This window comes from Collinsella sp. CLA-ER-H2 (genome assembly GCF_040092405.1).
Classification (GTDB): Bacteria; Actinomycetota; Coriobacteriia; order Coriobacteriales; family Coriobacteriaceae; genus Collinsella.
Genome location: NZ_JBBNLO010000006.1, coordinates 41927 through 59246, shown reverse-complemented (window position 1 = coordinate 59246; position 17320 = coordinate 41927). Strand labels below are relative to the sequence as shown.

Genomic DNA, 17320 nt, shown 5'->3' with positions numbered 1-17320 from the left:
CTTTTATCAGCCAACTCGCTGAAGTACGGTGACGAAGGCGCAAGGCCGGGAGGGGTTATCTAAGCCGACATCCCGCAGCCGCGAAGCGGCGAGGACGTCGGCTTAGATAACCCCGCAGGCCTTGCGCCGGCGGGAAGGAACCTACTTCACGACCAGAATGTCGCAGTCCGTATTGCGCAGCAGGAACGTCGAAATCGAGCCCAAGAGCGCGTACTTAATTGAGGACAGGCCGCGGGCGCCGCAGAGCACCAGATCGGGCTTGACCACGTCGAGCATCTCATCCTTGAGCGTCTCACGAATGCGGCCGGTGCGAATCATGACCTCGACCTCGGGAATGTCGGGATTGGCTTTGGCCTCCTCGAGCTGCTTGGCGATGGAGTTGTTAAAGGCCTCCTCCAAGCCGTTGACCAGGTCGACCGGATAGGAACCGGCGCTCTCGAGCGCGGTGGAGTCGATAACGTGGCCGATGATCAGCTTAGCGCCGTTGTTCGCGGCGACCTTGATGGCGCGTGCGAGCACAAAATCCTGCTGCTCAGTACCGTCGAGTGAAACAAATACCTTGGTATAGCCCTCGTTCATGGTTTCCTCCTTGGTCTATCGCACGGGCGCGGGGCTCGTGCGTCGGGCGGGCGCGGGCGCGTTGGCCGCCGGACACTTTATCTTGTTGCAGTTATACCCAAGGATTTCGGTTTGACCGCTCGCAATTCTGTGAACGGGCGAGTTTTTTGGTAAGGGTAGGCGCAGGCGCGCCGCCAACGGTTGATAATGGGACATCGCCCGCACCGTCCGCAGAACAATATCGGCGGGTGTCTAACGAGGGGGTCCCTTTGGATATCATCGAGCTTCTAAAATCTGCCTTCATGGGCCTGGTCGAGGGCATTACCGAATGGCTGCCTGTTTCGTCGACCGGTCACATGATCTTGGTGGACGAGTTCGTCAAGATGAACGTGAGCGAGACGTTCTGGAATATGTTCCTGGTTGTGATTCAGCTTGGTGCCATTTTGGCCGTCTGCGTCCTGTTCTTCCATGAGCTCAACCCGTTTTCTCCCAGCAAGGGCAAGGAGGGCCGTCGCGACACCTGGGTGCTGTGGGGCAAGATTGTGCTCGGCTGCATTCCCGCCGCGGCGATCGGTCTGCCGCTCAACGACTGGATGGAGGAGCATTTCTACAATGCTCCCGTCGTGGCGCTGGCGCTCATTGTGTACGGCGTACTGTTTATCGTGATTGAGAACTGGCGCGCGAGCAAGCGCGAGGAAATGGCCGTTGCCGGTTCGTTTGGTTCGCGTGCTGTGGTGGCGGGCGGACGTCCCGCCGGTGCGCACTTTGCGGCGCCCGCCGCGGCTACCGCTGAGGATGAGGACGATGACGAGAATTTGGACTTTGGCTCCATCGCCACGCTCGAGGACCTGAGTTGGAAGACTGCGCTGGGTATCGGCTGCTTCCAGGTGCTTTCGCTGGTGCCTGGTACGTCTCGTTCCGGTTCTACCATCATCGGTGGCCTGCTTTTGGGCTGCACGCGCTCGGTGGCATCCAAGTTTACGTTCTTCCTGGCTATTCCCGTTATGTTTGGCGCAAGTGCGCTCAAGCTGGTCAAGTACTTCATCAAGGGCGGCACGTTCGGCGCCAACGAGGTCGCTATCTTGGGCGTGGGCTGCGTTGTGGCCTTTGTGGTTTCGCTCATCGCCATCAAGTGGCTCATGGGATTCGTCCGCCGTCACGACTTTAAGTGCTTCGGTGTTTACCGCATCATCCTGGGCATCGTGGTGCTCGCGTACTTCTTTGTCCTGGAGCCGATGCTCGGCCTGTAACTTGGTTGACGCTGAGCGGCGGCCAGAGCGACAACTTGTCATTCAAAGGGGGCGGCATGACCAAAAGGTCTATGCCGCCCTCTTTTCATGCCAATTTGTTCGCCTTGGCCGCCGCTCGCTGCTGCTGCCATGACATCGGCGGTTCCGTGATTGTCAATAGATTGGTGCAAAGCAACCTGACCCCCTTGCACCAAATCCGCTGGGGCGGGCCTGACGGTGGCGCACGGAGTCGTGGTGTGATTTGCGTCGGTGTCCGCGCGGCTCGGTATACTGGTACGGCTCAAACTATGGCGCTGCCCGCAGGCGCGCCGTCCGTCAGATGAGGAGTCGCCCATGACCCAGCCCCTGCCCTGGGAAAAGAACACTGCTGCGCCCGTGCCGCCCGCGCCGGAACCCGTGCCGCTCGATGCGTACACCGCCCCCGCCGCGCCGGAACCCGAGCTCGTTCCGCTCGATATCTACGACGCCCCGGCTCCGGCGCCCAAACCCGCCAAGCCGCTCGTCGATATCGATAGCCTGAACCCCGCTCAGCGCGAGGCGGTCCTGACCACCGAGGGCCCGCTGCTGGTCCTTGCCGGCGCCGGCTCGGGCAAGACCCGCGTCCTGACCTTCCGCATCGCACATATGCTTGGCGACCTGGGCGTTAAGCCCTGGCAGGTCCTGGCCATCACGTTTACCAACAAGGCCGCGGCCGAGATGCGCGAGCGTCTGGCAGCGCTCATCCCCAGCGGCACCCGCGGCATGTGGGTGTGCACCTTCCATGCCATGTGCGTGCGCATGCTGCGCGAGGACGCCGACCTGCTGGGCTACACCGGTCAGTTCACCATCTACGATGATGACGACTCAAAGCGCATGGTGCGTGACATTATGCAGGCGCTCGGCATTGAACAAAAGCAGTTTCCCATCAACATGATCCGCAGCAAGATCAGCTCGGCTAAAAACGCCATGATCGGGCCCGAGGACATGCTCAAATCCGCCGACAGCCCCAACGACAAAAAGGCCGCGCAGGTCTACCTGGAGCTGGAGCGCCGCCTGCGCGCCGCCAACGCGATGGACTTTGACGACCTGCTCGTGCGCGCGCTCGAGCTGCTGCGCACCCGCCCCGAGGTGCTCGAAAAGTACCAAGAGCGCTTTCGCTACATTAGCGTCGACGAGTACCAGGACACCAACCACGTCCAGTACGAGATCGCCAACCTGCTGGCCGCCAAGTACCAAAACCTCATGGTCGTGGGCGACGACGACCAGTCCATTTATAGCTGGCGTGGCGCCGACATCACCAATATCCTGGACTTTGAGAAGGACTTTAAAGACTGCAAGACCGTCAAGCTGGAGCAGAACTATCGTTCTACGGGCCATATCCTGAGCGCCGCCAACGCCGTGGTGCGCCACAACTCGCAGCGCAAGGACAAGCGCCTGTTTACGGCCGAGGGCGACGGCGAGAAGATCCAGGCCTTCCAGGCGAGCGACGAGCGCGACGAGGGCCGCTGGATTGCCGGCGAGATCGAAAAGCTGCACGCCAAGGGCACGAGTTACGACGACATCGCCGTGTTCTACCGCACCAACGCCCAGTCGCGCATTCTCGAAGATATGTTCCTGCGCGCGGGCGTGCCCTACAAGATCGTGGGCGGCACGCGATTCTTCGACCGTGCCGAGATCCGCGACGTCATGGCTTACCTCAAGATGATCGTGAACCCGGCAGACGAGATGAGCGTCAAGCGCGTCATCAACACGCCGCGCCGCGGCATCGGCTCCACCTCGATCCAAAAGATCGAGCAGCTGGCGCGTGACAACCGCTGCTCGTTCTTCCAGGCCTGCGAGATCGCGTGCGCCGAGACCGGCATGTTTAGCGCCAAGGTGCGCAATGGCCTGTCGAGCTTTGTGTCGCTGGTGCGCGAGGGTCGCCGCATGGACGGCGAGCTCAAGGACGTCGTCGAGATGATTGTCGATAAGACGGGCCTGCTGCAGGCTTTCCGCGCCGAGGGCACCATGGAGTCCGAGAGCCGCGCCGAGAACATTCAGGAATTCCTGGGCGTCGCCGCCGAATTTGAGGAGACGCACGAGGATATCGAAGGTACGCTCGAGAGCTTGGAAGAGCTGCGCGCGGCTGGCGTTGCCGATGTACCGGCCGGCGCCGAGTCCGAGCCCGTCGTGGTGAGCGCGCCTGCGCCTGAACCGGGGCCGTCTGCCCCGGCATCCTCGTTTGAGGCGCTCGTTGGCGCGCGTGATGCCGCGGGTTCCAATCCGCTCGATAGCCTAGCCGCCCCGGCGCTCTCGCCGCAGGATGCCCTGGCCGCCGCCATCGCGGGTAACGCCTATGCCGCGCCGACGGAGATGCCGGTGGGCGCCGTGCATGCCGACGAGATCGAGCGCACCTACGGTCCGCTCACCTGCAAGGCGCTGCCGGCACTCATGGAGTGGCTGGCCCTGCGCTCCGACTTGGATTCTCTGGCCGGCGAGACGCATGCCATCACCATGATGACCATCCACTCCGCCAAGGGCCTGGAGTTCCCCGCGGTGTTCGTGGCCGGCATGGAGGAGGGCATCTTCCCGCACGTGCACGACTTTGGCGGCAGCGATGACCCGGGCAAGCTCGAGGAGGAGCGTCGCCTGGCCTACGTCGCCATCACGCGTGCCCGTAAGCGCCTGTTCTTGACCTATGCGGCCACGCGTCGCACCTACGGTTCGACCTCTGCCAACCCGCGCTCGCGCTTCCTCAACGAGATTCCGTTTGAGGATATCGAGTTTAGCGGTATCGGCTCTGCCGGTTTTGAGGGCACGGGCTGGGAGAAGCGCGGCGACCGTCACGGCACCTTTGGCTCGGGCATGGGCTCGGATATGTATGGCGGCAAGGTGTTCGGTTCGCATACGCGCTCGACCGGCGGTTCCGGTTCGCGCGGCGGATCGAGCTTTGACGACTTCTTTGGCGGCAGCAGCTATGGGACCGAGCGCCATCGTGGGGTTTCGCCCGACGCCGGCCGTGTTGCCTCGACCTTTGGCTCGGGCGCGCCGCGAGCCAAAAAGCCCTCGTCCAAGGTGTCCCCGACGGTGGAGCGCAAGGTCGATCGCGCCAGCGCATCGCAGGACTTTGCCGCGGGCGATACCGTGAGCCACAAGACCTTTGGCACGGGCACTGTGATCTCGGTCGCCGGAGACATGATCGAGGTCCAATTCGAAAAGACCGGCCAGACCAAAAAGCTAATGAAAGGCTTTGCACCTATAGTGAAACTGACCTAGGCGGCTTTCCCAGGCACGGCACCTCGGCCTTCAATCGTCGGGCATGACCTCAAGGTCTATGCCCTCCTCTTTCAGGCCGATCTGCCGCACCTGGAAAACCCGTACATCTGGCTAGACGGGCGCGCCGGGGGCTTTGGTCGCCTGCTCGGACAGTCCTGCGCAAGACGGAGGGCACATTAAGTGGCCTCCTTTGCGTGCGGAACTCGCGATCGATGTTGCCCTATACGCCCGCCCAGGTCCTTAGATAACGTTGCTTGCTGGCGTTGCTCTGCTCGTTCGCTTTTTGATCTGGAGAGCCGGGTGGGCTGATAGATAGATACGAGTAGGGGCTCTTCCGTACATGGTCGGGAGAGCCCCTTATTACGTTTCGGATTGTTTCTTATGACTTTGGGGATTGAGCGTTTTATACGATTCAGTATAATTTTAGATAGATACTAAAATATAACTGAAATGAAAATGGTGATTGGACATGCTGCTAAATTGTCTCCCAAAAAGGCTCTTCTCTTTAGAGCTCGCCATCGACCCGGAGCCAGTTGAGATACAGATTCCTCGCATGTATCTTGAGCGGTTTTCGCTTCACTTGGCACGGCTTGGCGTGTCTGAGCAAGGCCGTTTTATTGTCGCCGAACCAAAAGAGCCGCCCAGTGTGATTTCGGCGCGAAATCTCGTCAATGCAGTGCGAAAGTTAGATACTCGCCCGGTGGCAATTTGCTGGGATGCTATGGATTTAGGTTTTATGCGCGCGCTTTCTTCGGAGGGAATCGCATATATTCGAGATGAGCGAAATGCGTTCCTGCCGTTTATCGGAGCCGTTATTTCCGATGAAGTGCTGGGCGCTTCTCCCGCTGCCCCGCTTTCGCCCCAATCTCAACGAATCGTCCTAAATCTCATCGCGGGACGATGGGTTGACTGCTCCGCCGGCGACCTAGCGCGTCTGTGTGGCAAAAGCGCGGCAAGCGTCAGCGGCTATCTTTCGGAAATCGCCGCTATTGCTCCTGGGCTAATCGCACGGGACGGCAAAAAGCGTGTGCTGTCCGATGCCGATTTGTCGACCGAGGCGCTGTTAAATGGGTTTGAGGACTATCTTCGCACACCAGTTTTAGAGCGAATCCGGCTCAAGAAGGTCATCGAGAGAACAGAGCTACGTGCCGTTGATGCGCTGCTTTCCGGTGTGTCTGCCCTTAGCTATATGTCCGACCTTGCTCATAATGATGCTGTCCCAACCGTTGCTCTCGAAAAGTATCAGGTAGATGCCTTAAGAGGGCACATGGGCGACAGATGGTTGGAGGCCCAGTGGTACGAACCGGCCGCTATCGAGATTGAGATCTGGTCGTATCCCGTGGACGCGCCGTCCGATATTAGTTTTGACACGTCGGGTTTGCAGTGTGTCGACCCGTTTTCCTTATACGTTGCTTGCGCAAAAGCAGATTACAAAGAAGATCGTCTGCTCGACGCGGTCGAACAGCTCAGGAGGACGATATGTCAAAAGTGAGGGGAATAGAGCGATTTGCTGATGCCATGAGCGGCTGTAAAGGCGGTTACGTCCTTATTGGCGGGGGAGCCTGCAGCGTTCTGTTTGACAATGAGGGCGATTCGTTTAGAGCTACCGAAGACTTGGATGTCGTCGTAATTGTTGATGGGGAAGGCGTTGAATTTGCCACTGCATTGTGGGCATTTATCAAAGCTGCCGGATATGAGACTGGAAAAGTCGGCGATGGAAAGTGCACTTACTATCGGTTCTGTTTGTCCGAAGGATCAAGGCAAGTCCTAGACTATCCCGGCCAAATTGAGCTATTTGCCCGACATCCTGATTTTGTGCTCGAAGATGAAACGAGCGAGGTAGCTCCTCTTTCCTTTGACGGGGCCGTATCAAGTCTCTCGGCAATTATTCTCGACGATGGCTACTACGAATTTATTCGCGATAACGCTACGAACGTAGAGGGCATTACGTTGCTCGATGCACTCCATATCATTCCCCTTAAGATGCGTGCGCACATTGATATCAACAGAAGTTATGAAGAGGGACGTCGTTGCAACAACATTGATCGGCGGAAGCACCGTTCGGATGTTGCTCGACTTGCTGACTTGTTGTCGCCTTCGGCGCGTTTGGAGCTAACGGGGCAAATGAGGGTTGATGCGGAGGTTTTTCTTACGGACTTTGCTTCGTATGTAAATCGGCAGACCAACCGTAAGGAAAGGGCGCGGCTTCAGGACACGTTATCGTTTCTCGAAAAGGTCTACCTATAGGCACCTTGATTCGTTATGTATAGCAAGGGGCTCTTCCGTTGATGAACGGAAGAGCCCCTTGCTGCGTTTTGATTGTCGTTACTAGCCAGAGGCTCGCCGGGAAGGGGCGCGGGGTTTGGTCGATCGCGAGTTCCGCACGAGCCGGAGAGCACTTAATGCGCTCTCCGTGCGAGCAGGACTGTCCGAGCAGGCGATCAAACCCCGCGCCCCTTCCCGGCGGGCGCTCGGGGACCGGTAGCTTACAGGTGGCTGATGATCAGTTCCATTTTGCCTTCGAGTTCGATCTGGTCCACGGTGCTCGGAGCCAGCAGGTGGCTTCCCTTGTGGACGGGGTCGCCGCAGACGGTGCCTTCGCCGTCGATGACCGACAGGCACATGAAGGGCCAGCGCTGGTCGAGGGTCTTGTTGCCGTCAACACGTACGCGATCGACGGTGTAGCAGGAATTAGACTCGAGTTCGGTCACGCCGTCCACCTCGGGCGCGGTCACCGTGCCGTTGGTCGGAGCCTGAGCGTCAAAGTTTATGCAGTCGAGGCTCTGCTCAATGTGCAAGGGACGCAGTTTGCCGTCGGTGCCGGGACGGTCGTAGTCGTACAGGCGATACGTCACGTCGCTCGACTGCTGCGTCTCCAAAATGAGCGTGCCGGTCTTGATGGCATGCACGGTACCGGAATCAATCTGGAAAAAGTCGCCCTTGTGGATCGGCAGCACGTTGAGCATGTCGTCCCAACGGCCCCCCTCGATCATCTGTGCGGCCTCGGCGCGGTCATGCGCGCGCTGGCCGACGATGATCGTGGCGTCGGGCTCGCAGTCCAGCACATACCAGCACTCGGTTTTGCCCAGGCTGCCGTTTTCGTGCTTGGCGGCGTACTCGTCGTTGGGATGAATCTGGATCGAAAGGTCATCCTTGGCGTCCAGAATCTTAATGAGCAGCGGGAACTCCTTGCCCTCGCAGTTGCCAAAGAGCTCGCGGTGCTCGGCCCACAGCCACGAAAGCGTGTGGCCTGCATACGGGCCCTCCGCAATCTGGCAGTCACCATTGGGATGGGCCGAGATGGCCCAGCACTCACCGATGGGACCCTCGGGAATGTCGTAACCAAATACGGTTTCGAGCTGGCGACCGCCCCAGATCTTCTCGTGGAAGATCGGCGTCAGTTTAATCAAATCGGACATGTTCATACCCCATTGTGTTGCGCGGGCGCTGTGCAAAACAGCTCAAAGCGAGCGCTCGCATGACTACAAAAACCTATGCCAACGTTACGTTGTGCAGCTCAAAGCGGTCGCCAACGTTGCGCGAGACCGAATACTCAAAGGCGGCACCGCTGTCCAAAAAGCCAATCTGGGTGAGCTCGAGCAGGGGAGAGCCAAGTTTGGTGCCCAGACGCTCAGCTTCTTCCTCGGTTGCTGCCACGGCGCGAATGGTGCGGTGGAAGCTCGAAATTTTCAGCCCACATTGCTCGCGGATGAAGCGGTAGACCGATCCGTACAGGTCCTTCTTTTTAAGGCCCGGAATCAGCTCGAGCGGCATGTAGGTGTACTCGATAACGATGGGCTTCTCATCGGCCTGACGCACGCGCACGACGTGATAGGCAAAGTCATCCTCGGCAATTCCCAGCTGGGCTGCGATGTCCGCCGGTGGATTAACGATCGAGAAATCGTAGACCACCGAGGTCACCTTCTCCCCGCGGTGCTCATACGAAAAACCTTGGGCACGGTCGTTTTTGCCCTGGAAAAACGCCTGGCCGGGAAGTCCCGCCGTGTCCTTAACGTAGGTACCCGATCCGCGCCGGCTGGTAATAAGGCCTTCCTCGGTGATTTGTTCAATAGCTCGTTTGACGGTGATTTTGGAAACGCTATAGAGCTCGCAGAACTCAACGACGGTGGGAAGCTTGTCGCCCGGTTTAAGAGCGCCATCCTCAATACTCCGACGAATATCTGCAGCTATCGCCTCGTATTTGGGAATCATGGAACCTCCTTTCCGACATATTTGAATACAAAAGTAAGTATAACCCTCAACAGGGCACCCATATTACTTTTATCTAAGAAGTTCGATAAAGAAAAAAGAAAAAGACGCTTTACTTTTAAAATTAGAACGCTATAGTTTAAGCAACAAACGGAATCCTACCGCAGAACAGGATTGACTGTTTGGGGACGGTTTTGTTTTGGCAGGTTGGATATCGGTATGACCGGTGCGCGCCCGCGCCGGATAACCTGTCAAAGCAAACCCGTCTCCAACCGGAAGCTCTAGAACACGAAAGCGAGGACTTTGATGGCACAGTATCAGCTGCCCAACGACTTCTTCTTTGGCGCTGCTATGTCCGGCCCGCAGACTGAGGGTCAGTGGAACCAAGGCGGCAAGCTCGAGAACCTGTGGGACACCTGGTCCATCCAGGATCTGGGTTCGTTCTACAACTGCGTTGGCTCTTATGCCGGCAATGACTTTATGGCCAAGTACCAGGAAGACTTTCGCATTTTGAAGGACTTGGGCCTGGATACCTATCGCACTTCCATTCAGTGGAGCCGTCTGCTCGATGCCGACGGCAACCTTAATGAGGAGGGCGCTGCGTGGTATCACGAGCTGTTCCGCGCCTCTCGCGAGGCTGGTCTGGAGCCGTTCGTCAACCTGTACCACTTTGACATGCCCACCTACCTCTTTAACCGTGGCGGCTGGGAGAGCCGTGAGGTCGTCGAGGCTTACGCGCATTACGCCGACGTCGCCTTCCACGAGTTTGGCCAGGAGATTAAGTACTGGTTCACCTTTAACGAGCCCATCGTCGAGCCCGAGCAGCGCTATCAGGAGGGCGTGTGGTTCCCGCAACTCCACGACTTTAGCCGCGCTCGCACCGTGCAGTATCACATCTCGCTGGCACATGCGCTGGCCGTGGCCAACTATCGTCGCGCCTATGACGAGGGCGCTATTCGCTCCGATGCCAAGATCGGCATGATCAACTGCTTTACCCCGGTCTACACCAAGGAGAACCCCAGCGAGGCAGACCTCGAGGCCGTGCGTATGACCAGCGGCATCAACAATCGCTGGTGGCTCGACCTTATTACCAAGGGCGAACTTCCCGCCGACGTGCTCGACAGCCTGGCCGAGGGCGGCGTTAAGCTCCCGTTCCGTGCCGGCGACCAAGAGATTCTCAAGCAGGGTGTTGTCGACTGGCTCGGCTGCAACTACTACCACCCCACGCGTGTTCAGGCACCGACGAGCAAGGTCGACCAGTACGGTCTGCCGCACTTTGCCGACGAGTACGTGTGGCCCGACGCCGTTATGAACGAGAGCCGCGGCTGGGAGATCTACCCGCAGGGCCTCTACGACTTTGGCATGGACTGCGCCAAGAACTATCCCGATCTTGAGTGGTTCGTTTCCGAGAACGGCATCGGCATCATGGACGAATACAAGAACCGTGACGCCGAAGGAACCATCCAGGATGACTACCGAGTCGACTTTGTGCGCCAGCACCTGGAGTGGGTTGCCAAGGCAATCTCCGAGGGCGCCAAGTGCCGCGGATACCATTATTGGGCCGTCATCGATAACTGGTCTTGGGCCAATGCCTTTAAGAATCGCTATGGTTTTGTCGAGGTCGACCTTATGGACGGCTACAAGCGCCGCCTTAAGAAGTCGGCAGCCTGGCTCAAACAGGTCGCCACGACCCACGTGGTTGATTAGCGACCGGGCGAACGCCCAGACCGCGCGTCGCCGCGTGCAACACATGGCACATCTGGTGGCAGAGGGCGACAGACCACCGTGCGCATAGGAAAAGGCCGGATTTGAAAGTTAGGAGCAATCATGGCCAGTGACAACGGAAAGAGCTTCCTCGACAAGTTTGCCGAGGTCTCTGCGAAGGTGGGAAACCAGGTTCACCTGCGTTCCCTGCGTGACGCCTTCGCGACCATCACGCCGCTCTATATCCTTGCGGGTATCGCGGTTCTTATTAACAACGTCGTGTTCCCTCTGTTCCCGCTCGATGCGGCGGGCCTTGCCAACCTTCAGACGTGGGGCTCGGCAATTACGCTGGGCACCCTCAATGTCTCTGCCATTATCTTGGCCGGATTGATTGGCTACAGCCTCGCCAAGAACAAGCGTTTCGATAACCCGCTCGCTTGCGTGGTCGTCGCCATCTCTGCCTTCGTCATCATGATGCCGCAGCAGATCACCGCCTCGCTTGCCGCCACGAGCCCGCTGCTCACCGACAAGATCACCTCCGCCGAGGTCACGGGCGCCCTTTCGACTGCCAACACCGGCACCAACGGTCTGTTCTCGGCCATTATCATCGCTCTGCTCTCCGTCTCGCTCTTCATCAAGATTTCTGGCGTCGAGAAGCTCAAGGTTAAGCTGGGCGAGGGCGTGCCTCCCGCGGTCTCCAACTCCTTCAACGTCATGATCCCGATGCTGCTCAACCTCGCAATCTTCGCTCTTGCCGCAGCCCTGCTCGCCGTGTGCGCCGGCACCGATCTGTGCGCCATCATCTCCACGTGCATCTCCAACCCGCTCAAGAACATCATGAACGCCGGTCCGTGGGCTGTTATCCTCATCTACACCCTTGCCAACCTGCTGTTCTGCGTCGGTATTCACCAGTCCACCATCTCTGGCGCTACCGTCGAGCCGATCCTGACCATGCTCATTGTCGACAACATGGCTACCTTCGCCGCCGGTGGCACCATCCAGCCCGATCACTACATGAACATGCAGATCGTTAACAGCTTTGCCCTCATCGGCGGCTCGGGCTGCACCCTCATGCTTCTGCTCGACACGCTCCTGTTCTCCAAGAACAAGGCTTCCGAGACCGTTTCTAAGATGGCTATCCTGCCTGGTCTGTTCAACATCAACGAGCCGGTTATCTACGGTTACCCCATCGTGTACAACCTGCCGCTTATGATCCCGTTTGTCCTTCTTCCCGACCTGTTCATCGGCATCACCTATGGCCTTACCTGCGCAGGCATCATCAGCCCCTGCATCGCCCAGGTGCCCTGGACCATGCCTCCCGTCATCAATGCCCTGCTCGCTACGGGCTTTGACTGGCGCGCCGGCGTGTGGCAGGCTCTCGAGATTGTCATTGGCATGGCCGTCTACCTGCCCTTTATGAAGATTTCCGAGAAGGCAATCGCCAAGCAGGAGACTCTCGCCGAGTAGAACGCCTAACGTTCGTCCCTTTCACCTTTGCGGGCGCCGGTACGCGGTGCCGGTGCCCGCGGCTCTCTCCCTTGTGTAAAGATGCAGGGGGGTGGGCACAATAGCCGCAAGGAATAAAACCAGTTGTCGTCTGCGCGCCGCGCAGTTATAAGGAGGAAACCATGAAGAAGATCATGCTCTGCTGCAATGCCGGTATGTCCACGAGCCTGCTGGTCCAGAAGATGCAGGCCGAGGTTGCAAACCGTGGTCTGGATATCGAGATCGAGGCTCGTCCCATGAACGAGGCCCACGATCACCTGGACGAGTGCGACATGTTGCTGCTTGGCCCGCAGATCGGCTACACCAAGGGCGATTTTGAGAAGGAGGCCGCCGGTCGTTTTCCGGTCGAGGTCATCAACATGGTCGACTACGGCCGCATGAACGCTGCCGGCATCATCGACCACTGCGTCAGCGTGATGGGATAGGTGCTCCGCATGGAGGATATGAACGAACTGCAGATGACCTGCTTTGAGATCATCAGCTACGTCGGTACCGCCAAGAGCATGTACATCAATGCCGTGCAAAAGGCCAAGGAGGGCGATTTTGACGCCGCCGAGGAGCTTATCAAGCAGGGCGACGAGGCCTATAACGGTGGCCACGATGTTCACATGGGGCTTCTGAAGAAGGAGGCCAACGGCGAGCGTAACGGCGAGGCCCCGTTGATTCTGCTGCATGCCGAGGACCAGATGGCCGGCACCGAGACCATGCGCGTCATGGCGACGGAGCTCATCGAAATCCACAAGCAGCTGCAGGCACTTAAGGCCTAGTCGGCGTTATCGCCGCGAAGGACCATGCGGCCCGACAGACAACATAGTCCCTTTGACGGGCGCCGGGAGTCTCCGCCTCCCGGCGCCTTTATTTTTGGGGATGGTCTTGCGCGGCCGGTTGAGTGGCCATTTGCGTTTCCCCAGATAAAACCTGCCAAAACAAACCTGTCCCTTTTTGGTAGGTTTTTGCCTTGGGAGCGGTACCATACAGGCAATGTTTAAACGAGAAAGGTGGGCTCCCATGGAACCTAAGCAGTACTACATCGGCATTGACGTCGGCGGCACTTCGGTTAAGGAGGGTCTGTTCGACGAGGACGGCAACCTGCTGGCCAAGGCCAGCGTGCCTACGCCTCCCATCGTTGACGCTGCGGGCTTTGCCGCGGTGACCGAGGCTATCGACCAGGTGGTCGCCAAGGCCCAGATTCCGCGCGCCTTTGTGGCGGGCATTGGCCTGGCCGTTCCGTGCCCCATCCCGGCGTCGGGCGATGCCAAGGTCAAGGCCAACATTGCCATTAACCTGCCCGAGCTGAGGATCGCCATTCAGCAGCACTGCCCCGACGCGGTCGTTAAGTACGAGAACGATGCCAACGCCGCTGCCATGGGCGAGGCCTGGCTCGGTTCTGCCAAGGGCGTGCAGAACGTCGTGATGGTCACCATCGGTACCGGCGTGGGCGGCGGCGTAATCGTCAACGGCGACGTGGTATCGGGCGTTGTGGGTGCTGGCGGTGAGATTGGCCACATGTGCCTGAACCCGGCTGAGGAGCGCACCTGCGGCTGTGGCGGCCATGGCCATCTGGAGCAGTATTCCAGCGCCACCGGCGTGGTGAGCAACTACCTTGCCGAGTGCAAGAAGGCGGGCGTCGAGCCCATCGAGCTCACCGGCCCCTCCGATTCCAAGGACGTGTTCCAGGCCTGCCGCGAGGGTGACGAGCTCGCGTTAGCAGCTGCCGATACCATGGCCGACTACCTCGGCCGCGCCCTGGCGCTTATTGCCAACGTGGTCGACCCCGAGATGTTCCTGATTGGCGGCGGTGCGTCTGCCTCGGCCGATGTCTACCTCGACAAGGTCCGCGAGCACTTCCAGCGCTACGCGCTTTCCGCCTCGCGCGAGACGCCGATTAAGGTCGCTTCGCTCGGAAACGACGCCGGCATCATCGGTGCCGCCTACGTAGCCCTGCGCGCCGCCGGCAAATAGCTGGTGCAAGGGGGTCAGGTTGCTTTGCACCAACACGGTGCAAAAGGGACAGCCTTGGCCCCCGTGCCTGCCCCAAAAAATGCCGTGGCCTTTCCGTCTGCGAAGGCTCGGCATCGGCGTGCTACCATAGCTACGTCCAAGTACACATATCAAGTGGAGGATATCCATGGCAAACGTTCTTGTCTTTGGTCACCAGAACCCCGATAACGACGCCATCATGAGCGCCGTCGTCCTGTCCCAGCTGCTCAACCAGGTTGAGTATGCCGGCAACACCTACGAGGCCTGCGCCCTTGGTCAGCTTCCGGCAGAGTCCGCCAAGCTGCTCGCCGACGCCGGCATCGCCGAGCCTCGCGCGATCGAGTCCGTCGAGGCCGGTCAGCTCGTCGTCCTCACCGACCACAACGAGTCCGCCCAGTCCGTCGCCGGCCTTAAGGACGCCACGGTCTTTGGCGTTGTCGACCATCACCGCATCGGTGACTTCGAGACCGCCGGCCCGCTGCACTACATCTGCCTGCCCTGGGGCTCCAGCTGCACCATCGTCACCAAGCTCGCCGGCGTGCTCGGCGTTGAGCTTTCCGACGTCCAGGCCAAGCTGTTGCTCTCGGCCATGATGACCGACACGCTCATGCTCAAGAGCCCCACCACCACCGATGTCGACCGCGCCGTCGCCGCCAAGCTCGGCGAGCAGGTGGGCGTCGACCCGGTCAAGTTTGGCATGGAAGTCTTCCTCACCCGTCCGTCCGGCTCCTTCACCGCAGCCGAGATGGTCGGCAACGACATCAAGATGTTCGAGCCCGCCGGCAAGAAGCTGCTCATCGGCCAGTACGAGACCGTCGACAAGAGCCGTGCGCTTGGCATGATTGACGAGATTCGCGAGGCCATGCGCGCCTACGCCGCCGAGAAGGGTGCCGACGGCATTGTTCTGTGCATCACCGACATTATGGAGGAGGGCTCGCAGGTCCTGCTCGAGGGCGAGACCGAGGCCGCTCAGAAGGGCCTGGGCATTGCCGACGAGCACGACGGCGTCTGGATGCCGGGCGTCCTCTCCCGTAAGAAGCAGGTCGCTGCCCCCATCATGGCCGCCTGCTAGGTTCTTTTGACCTAACACCGACGACCGGACCGCGGACGCCCCGCGCTCCGGTCGTTTTTTGTGCATGGAGCCATGCTTTTTGGACAGGTGCGCCCGTGTCGTTGGGCAAATAATGTTCAACCTGTGGTTCCGCTTTTCGGCCACGCCTGCGTGCTTGTCGTGCAGGGTAGGCTAGATACAAGCGTAATACGTTAGAGCGCGGCGCCGCCACTTGGGCGGGCCGTGCTTTTTTAAGACGGGAGCCTTCCCGTGAAAGGAGCCGCCCATGGCAGCACCCGAGCAGCTGTTCAACGTTCGTGAGCGCAAGCGTTTTGAGCGCCACGACATTTGGGAGCGCATCGCCGAGAACGGCACGATTTCCGCCGCCGTCATGGTCTTCGCCGCCATCGCCGCCGTCGTTTGCGCCAACACCGATGCCTACGAGGTCATCCATCACTTTTTGGAGACCCCGCTGTATGTGGGTCTGGGCAACCTTACGGCCGGTCTCACCGTTGAGCTTTTCGTCAACGACTTTCTCATGGCGATCTTCTTTTTGCTGGTGGGCATTGAGCTCAAATATGAAATGACGGTCGGCGAGCTCAAAAACCCGCGCCAGGCTATGCTTCCCATGCTGGCGGCCGTGGGCGGCGTCGTCGTTCCCGCCTGCATCTATCTGATCTTTAACCATGCCGGCGCGCACAACGGCTGGGCCATTCCCATGGCAACCGATATTGCCTTTGCGCTGGGCGTGCTGTCGCTTTTGGGCAACCGCGTGCCCAACGGCGTGCGCGTGTTCTTCTCGACGCTCGCCATCGCCGACGACCTCATCTCCATCGCCGCCATCGCCATCTTCTACGGTCAGAGCCCCAATCCGTTTTGGTTGGGCGCCGCCGCGCTTGTGACCTGTGCGCTCGTGTGGCTCAACAAGACGCAGCATTACCGCCTTGCCCCGTATTCGGTACTGGGCCTGCTGTTGTGGTTCTGCATGTTCAAGAGCGGCGTGCACGCTACGCTTGCTGGCGTCATCCTGGCCTTCACCATCCCGGCCAAGTGCGGTGTTAAGCTTGATAGCCTCACCGATTGGCTGGGCGAGTGCTTGCCGCTGCTCGATGACCGCTACGACGACGAGGCGCACATCCTGGGCCAGCATGACTTTACCGTCTCGACCACCAAAGTCGAGCGCGTCATGCACCGCGTGACCCCGCCGCTCATCCGCATGGAGCGCCTGATCTCCACGCCGGTCAACTTTGTGATCCTGCCGATCTTTGCGTTCGTCAACGCACAGGTTCGCCTAGTGGGCGTGGACATGAGCACGCTGCTCACCGACCCGGTGACGCTCGGCGTGTACTTTGGCATGCTGCTGGGTAAGCCGATCGGTATCTTTGGCATGACGTTCGCCTTGGTCAAGCTCAAGGCCTGCGAGCTGCCGCACAATGTCAACTGGCATATGATTGCCGGCGTGGGCATTCTGGGCGGTATCGGCTTTACCATGTCGATTCTCATCAGCGGCCTCGCCTTCCCGACGGCCCAGTTTGAGGTTCTGGCTGCCAAGGCCGCTATTCTCGCCGGCTCTGTCACCGCGGCCGTACTTGGCATGATCTACATGAGTGTGATCTGCAAGCACCCCGCGCCCAAGAACGAGTAGGCGCGTAGAAACAGACGCCAGAGCCTGCTCGAGCGCGTGTAAAACGCGGTTTTGAGTGGTACTTGCCACCTGCCGGACACCCCAGTGGCCAAAAAACGCCGTTTGTGAGTACTGTCACAAACGGCGTTTCATTTTAGGCGCGAAAAATAATGTACAAATCTATTCTGTCTGTGCATTAACGAT

14 protein-coding genes are annotated in these 17320 nt (G+C 59.4%); 11 read left to right on the top strand and 3 right to left on the bottom strand.

The annotated features are described in order from the left end of the window. Nucleotides 1-141: 141 nt before the first annotated feature. A complete protein-coding gene (locus AAAX59_RS02935) occupies nt 142-579 on the bottom strand; it encodes a universal stress protein (protein WP_055285548.1) in 438 nt (145 codons plus the stop codon). A gap of 248 nt (nt 580-827) precedes the next feature. On the opposite strand from AAAX59_RS02935, the gene AAAX59_RS02930 reads away from it, so the two are divergent. The 4 genes from AAAX59_RS02930 (at nt 828) to AAAX59_RS02915 (ending at nt 7289) form a co-directional block, all read left to right on the top strand. Next, nucleotides 828-1808: an undecaprenyl-diphosphate phosphatase gene (locus tag AAAX59_RS02930; RefSeq protein ID WP_349070464.1), complete on the top strand. Its 981-nt coding sequence runs from the start codon at nt 828-830 to the stop codon at nt 1806-1808. Between the two features lie 333 nt (nt 1809-2141). Next, nucleotides 2142-5042, top strand: coding sequence for a UvrD-helicase domain-containing protein (locus AAAX59_RS02925; protein ID WP_349070462.1), 2901 nt, complete (start codon nt 2142-2144; stop codon nt 5040-5042). Between the two features lie 469 nt (nt 5043-5511). Beyond that, a complete protein-coding gene (locus tag AAAX59_RS02920; protein ID WP_271759262.1) occupies nt 5512-6534 on the top strand; it encodes a hypothetical protein in 1023 nt (340 codons plus the stop codon). After that, nucleotides 6522-7289: a hypothetical protein gene (locus tag AAAX59_RS02915; RefSeq protein WP_271759261.1), complete on the top strand. Its 768-nt coding sequence runs from the start codon at nt 6522-6524 to the stop codon at nt 7287-7289. The genes AAAX59_RS02920 and AAAX59_RS02915 overlap by 13 nt, the downstream gene beginning before the upstream one ends. Nucleotides 7290-7528: 239 nt before the next feature. Here the strand turns inward: AAAX59_RS02915 and AAAX59_RS02910 are convergent, their stop codons facing one another. Beyond that, entirely contained in the window at nt 7529-8467 is a 939-nt protein-coding gene (locus AAAX59_RS02910) for a type I phosphomannose isomerase catalytic subunit (RefSeq protein ID WP_271759260.1), read from the bottom strand. A 67-nt stretch (nt 8468-8534) separates the two neighbouring features. Further along, nucleotides 8535-9254 (bottom strand): GntR family transcriptional regulator, encoded by a 720-nt coding sequence (locus AAAX59_RS02905; RefSeq protein ID WP_271759259.1) that lies wholly within the window; start codon nt 9252-9254, stop codon nt 8535-8537. Nucleotides 9255-9557: 303 nt separating this feature from the next. On the opposite strand from AAAX59_RS02905, the gene AAAX59_RS02900 reads away from it, so the two are divergent. The 7 genes from AAAX59_RS02900 (at nt 9558) to nhaA (ending at nt 17137) form a co-directional block, all read left to right on the top strand. Continuing rightward, complete coding sequence (locus tag AAAX59_RS02900) at nt 9558-10958, top strand: glycoside hydrolase family 1 protein (protein ID WP_349070461.1); 1401 nt, start codon at nt 9558-9560, stop codon at nt 10956-10958. A gap of 120 nt (nt 10959-11078) precedes the next feature. Next, nucleotides 11079-12422, top strand: a complete 1344-nt coding sequence (locus AAAX59_RS02895) for a PTS transporter subunit EIIC (protein WP_035137701.1) — start codon at nt 11079-11081, stop codon at nt 12420-12422. Between the two features lie 161 nt (nt 12423-12583). Continuing rightward, nucleotides 12584-12886 (top strand): PTS sugar transporter subunit IIB, encoded by a 303-nt coding sequence (locus AAAX59_RS02890; protein ID WP_055285538.1) that lies wholly within the window; start codon nt 12584-12586, stop codon nt 12884-12886. Between the two features lie 9 nt (nt 12887-12895). Beyond that, nucleotides 12896-13228 carry a PTS lactose/cellobiose transporter subunit IIA gene (locus AAAX59_RS02885; RefSeq protein WP_199411192.1) on the top strand — a complete coding sequence of 111 codons (333 nt, stop codon included), beginning with the start codon at nt 12896-12898 and terminating at the stop codon, nt 13226-13228. A gap of 241 nt (nt 13229-13469) precedes the next feature. Continuing rightward, the gene (locus tag AAAX59_RS02880) at nt 13470-14423 is read left to right on the top strand and encodes an ROK family protein (RefSeq protein WP_349070459.1); all 954 of its coding nucleotides are present in this window, start codon (nt 13470-13472) and stop codon (nt 14421-14423) included. A 166-nt stretch (nt 14424-14589) separates the two neighbouring features. Beyond that, nucleotides 14590-15513: a manganese-dependent inorganic pyrophosphatase gene (locus AAAX59_RS02875; RefSeq protein WP_195246639.1), complete on the top strand. Its 924-nt coding sequence runs from the start codon at nt 14590-14592 to the stop codon at nt 15511-15513. A gap of 265 nt (nt 15514-15778) precedes the next feature. Beyond that, nucleotides 15779-17137, top strand: a complete 1359-nt coding sequence (gene nhaA / locus AAAX59_RS02870; protein ID WP_349070457.1) for a Na+/H+ antiporter NhaA — start codon at nt 15779-15781, stop codon at nt 17135-17137. The last annotated feature ends 183 nt before the right edge of the window (nt 17138-17320 follow it).

Bases quoted from the DNA above. Each gene is read 5' to 3' on its own strand.
- AAAX59_RS02895 (WP_035137701.1), top strand. From the start codon at position 11,079: ATGGCCAGTGACAACGGAAAGAGCTTCCTCGACAAGTTTGCCGAGGTC.
- AAAX59_RS02920 (WP_271759262.1), top strand. From the start codon at position 5,512: ATGCTGCTAAATTGTCTCCCAAAAAGGCTCTTCTCTTTAGAGCTCGCC.
- AAAX59_RS02905 (WP_271759259.1), bottom strand. From the start codon at position 9,254: ATGATTCCCAAATACGAGGCGATAGCTGCAGATATTCGTCGGAGTATT.
- AAAX59_RS02910 (WP_271759260.1), bottom strand. From the start codon at position 8,467: ATGAACATGTCCGATTTGATTAAACTGACGCCGATCTTCCACGAGAAG.
- nhaA (WP_349070457.1), top strand. From the start codon at position 15,779: ATGGCAGCACCCGAGCAGCTGTTCAACGTTCGTGAGCGCAAGCGTTTT.
- AAAX59_RS02900 (WP_349070461.1), top strand. From the start codon at position 9,558: ATGGCACAGTATCAGCTGCCCAACGACTTCTTCTTTGGCGCTGCTATG.
- AAAX59_RS02880 (WP_349070459.1), top strand. From the start codon at position 13,470: ATGGAACCTAAGCAGTACTACATCGGCATTGACGTCGGCGGCACTTCG.
- AAAX59_RS02935 (WP_055285548.1), bottom strand. From the start codon at position 579: ATGAACGAGGGCTATACCAAGGTATTTGTTTCACTCGACGGTACTGAG.
- AAAX59_RS02915 (WP_271759261.1), top strand. From the start codon at position 6,522: ATGTCAAAAGTGAGGGGAATAGAGCGATTTGCTGATGCCATGAGCGGC.
- AAAX59_RS02875 (WP_195246639.1), top strand. From the start codon at position 14,590: ATGGCAAACGTTCTTGTCTTTGGTCACCAGAACCCCGATAACGACGCC.
- AAAX59_RS02885 (WP_199411192.1), top strand. From the start codon at position 12,896: ATGGAGGATATGAACGAACTGCAGATGACCTGCTTTGAGATCATCAGC.
- AAAX59_RS02925 (WP_349070462.1), top strand. From the start codon at position 2,142: ATGACCCAGCCCCTGCCCTGGGAAAAGAACACTGCTGCGCCCGTGCCG.
- AAAX59_RS02890 (WP_055285538.1), top strand. From the start codon at position 12,584: ATGAAGAAGATCATGCTCTGCTGCAATGCCGGTATGTCCACGAGCCTG.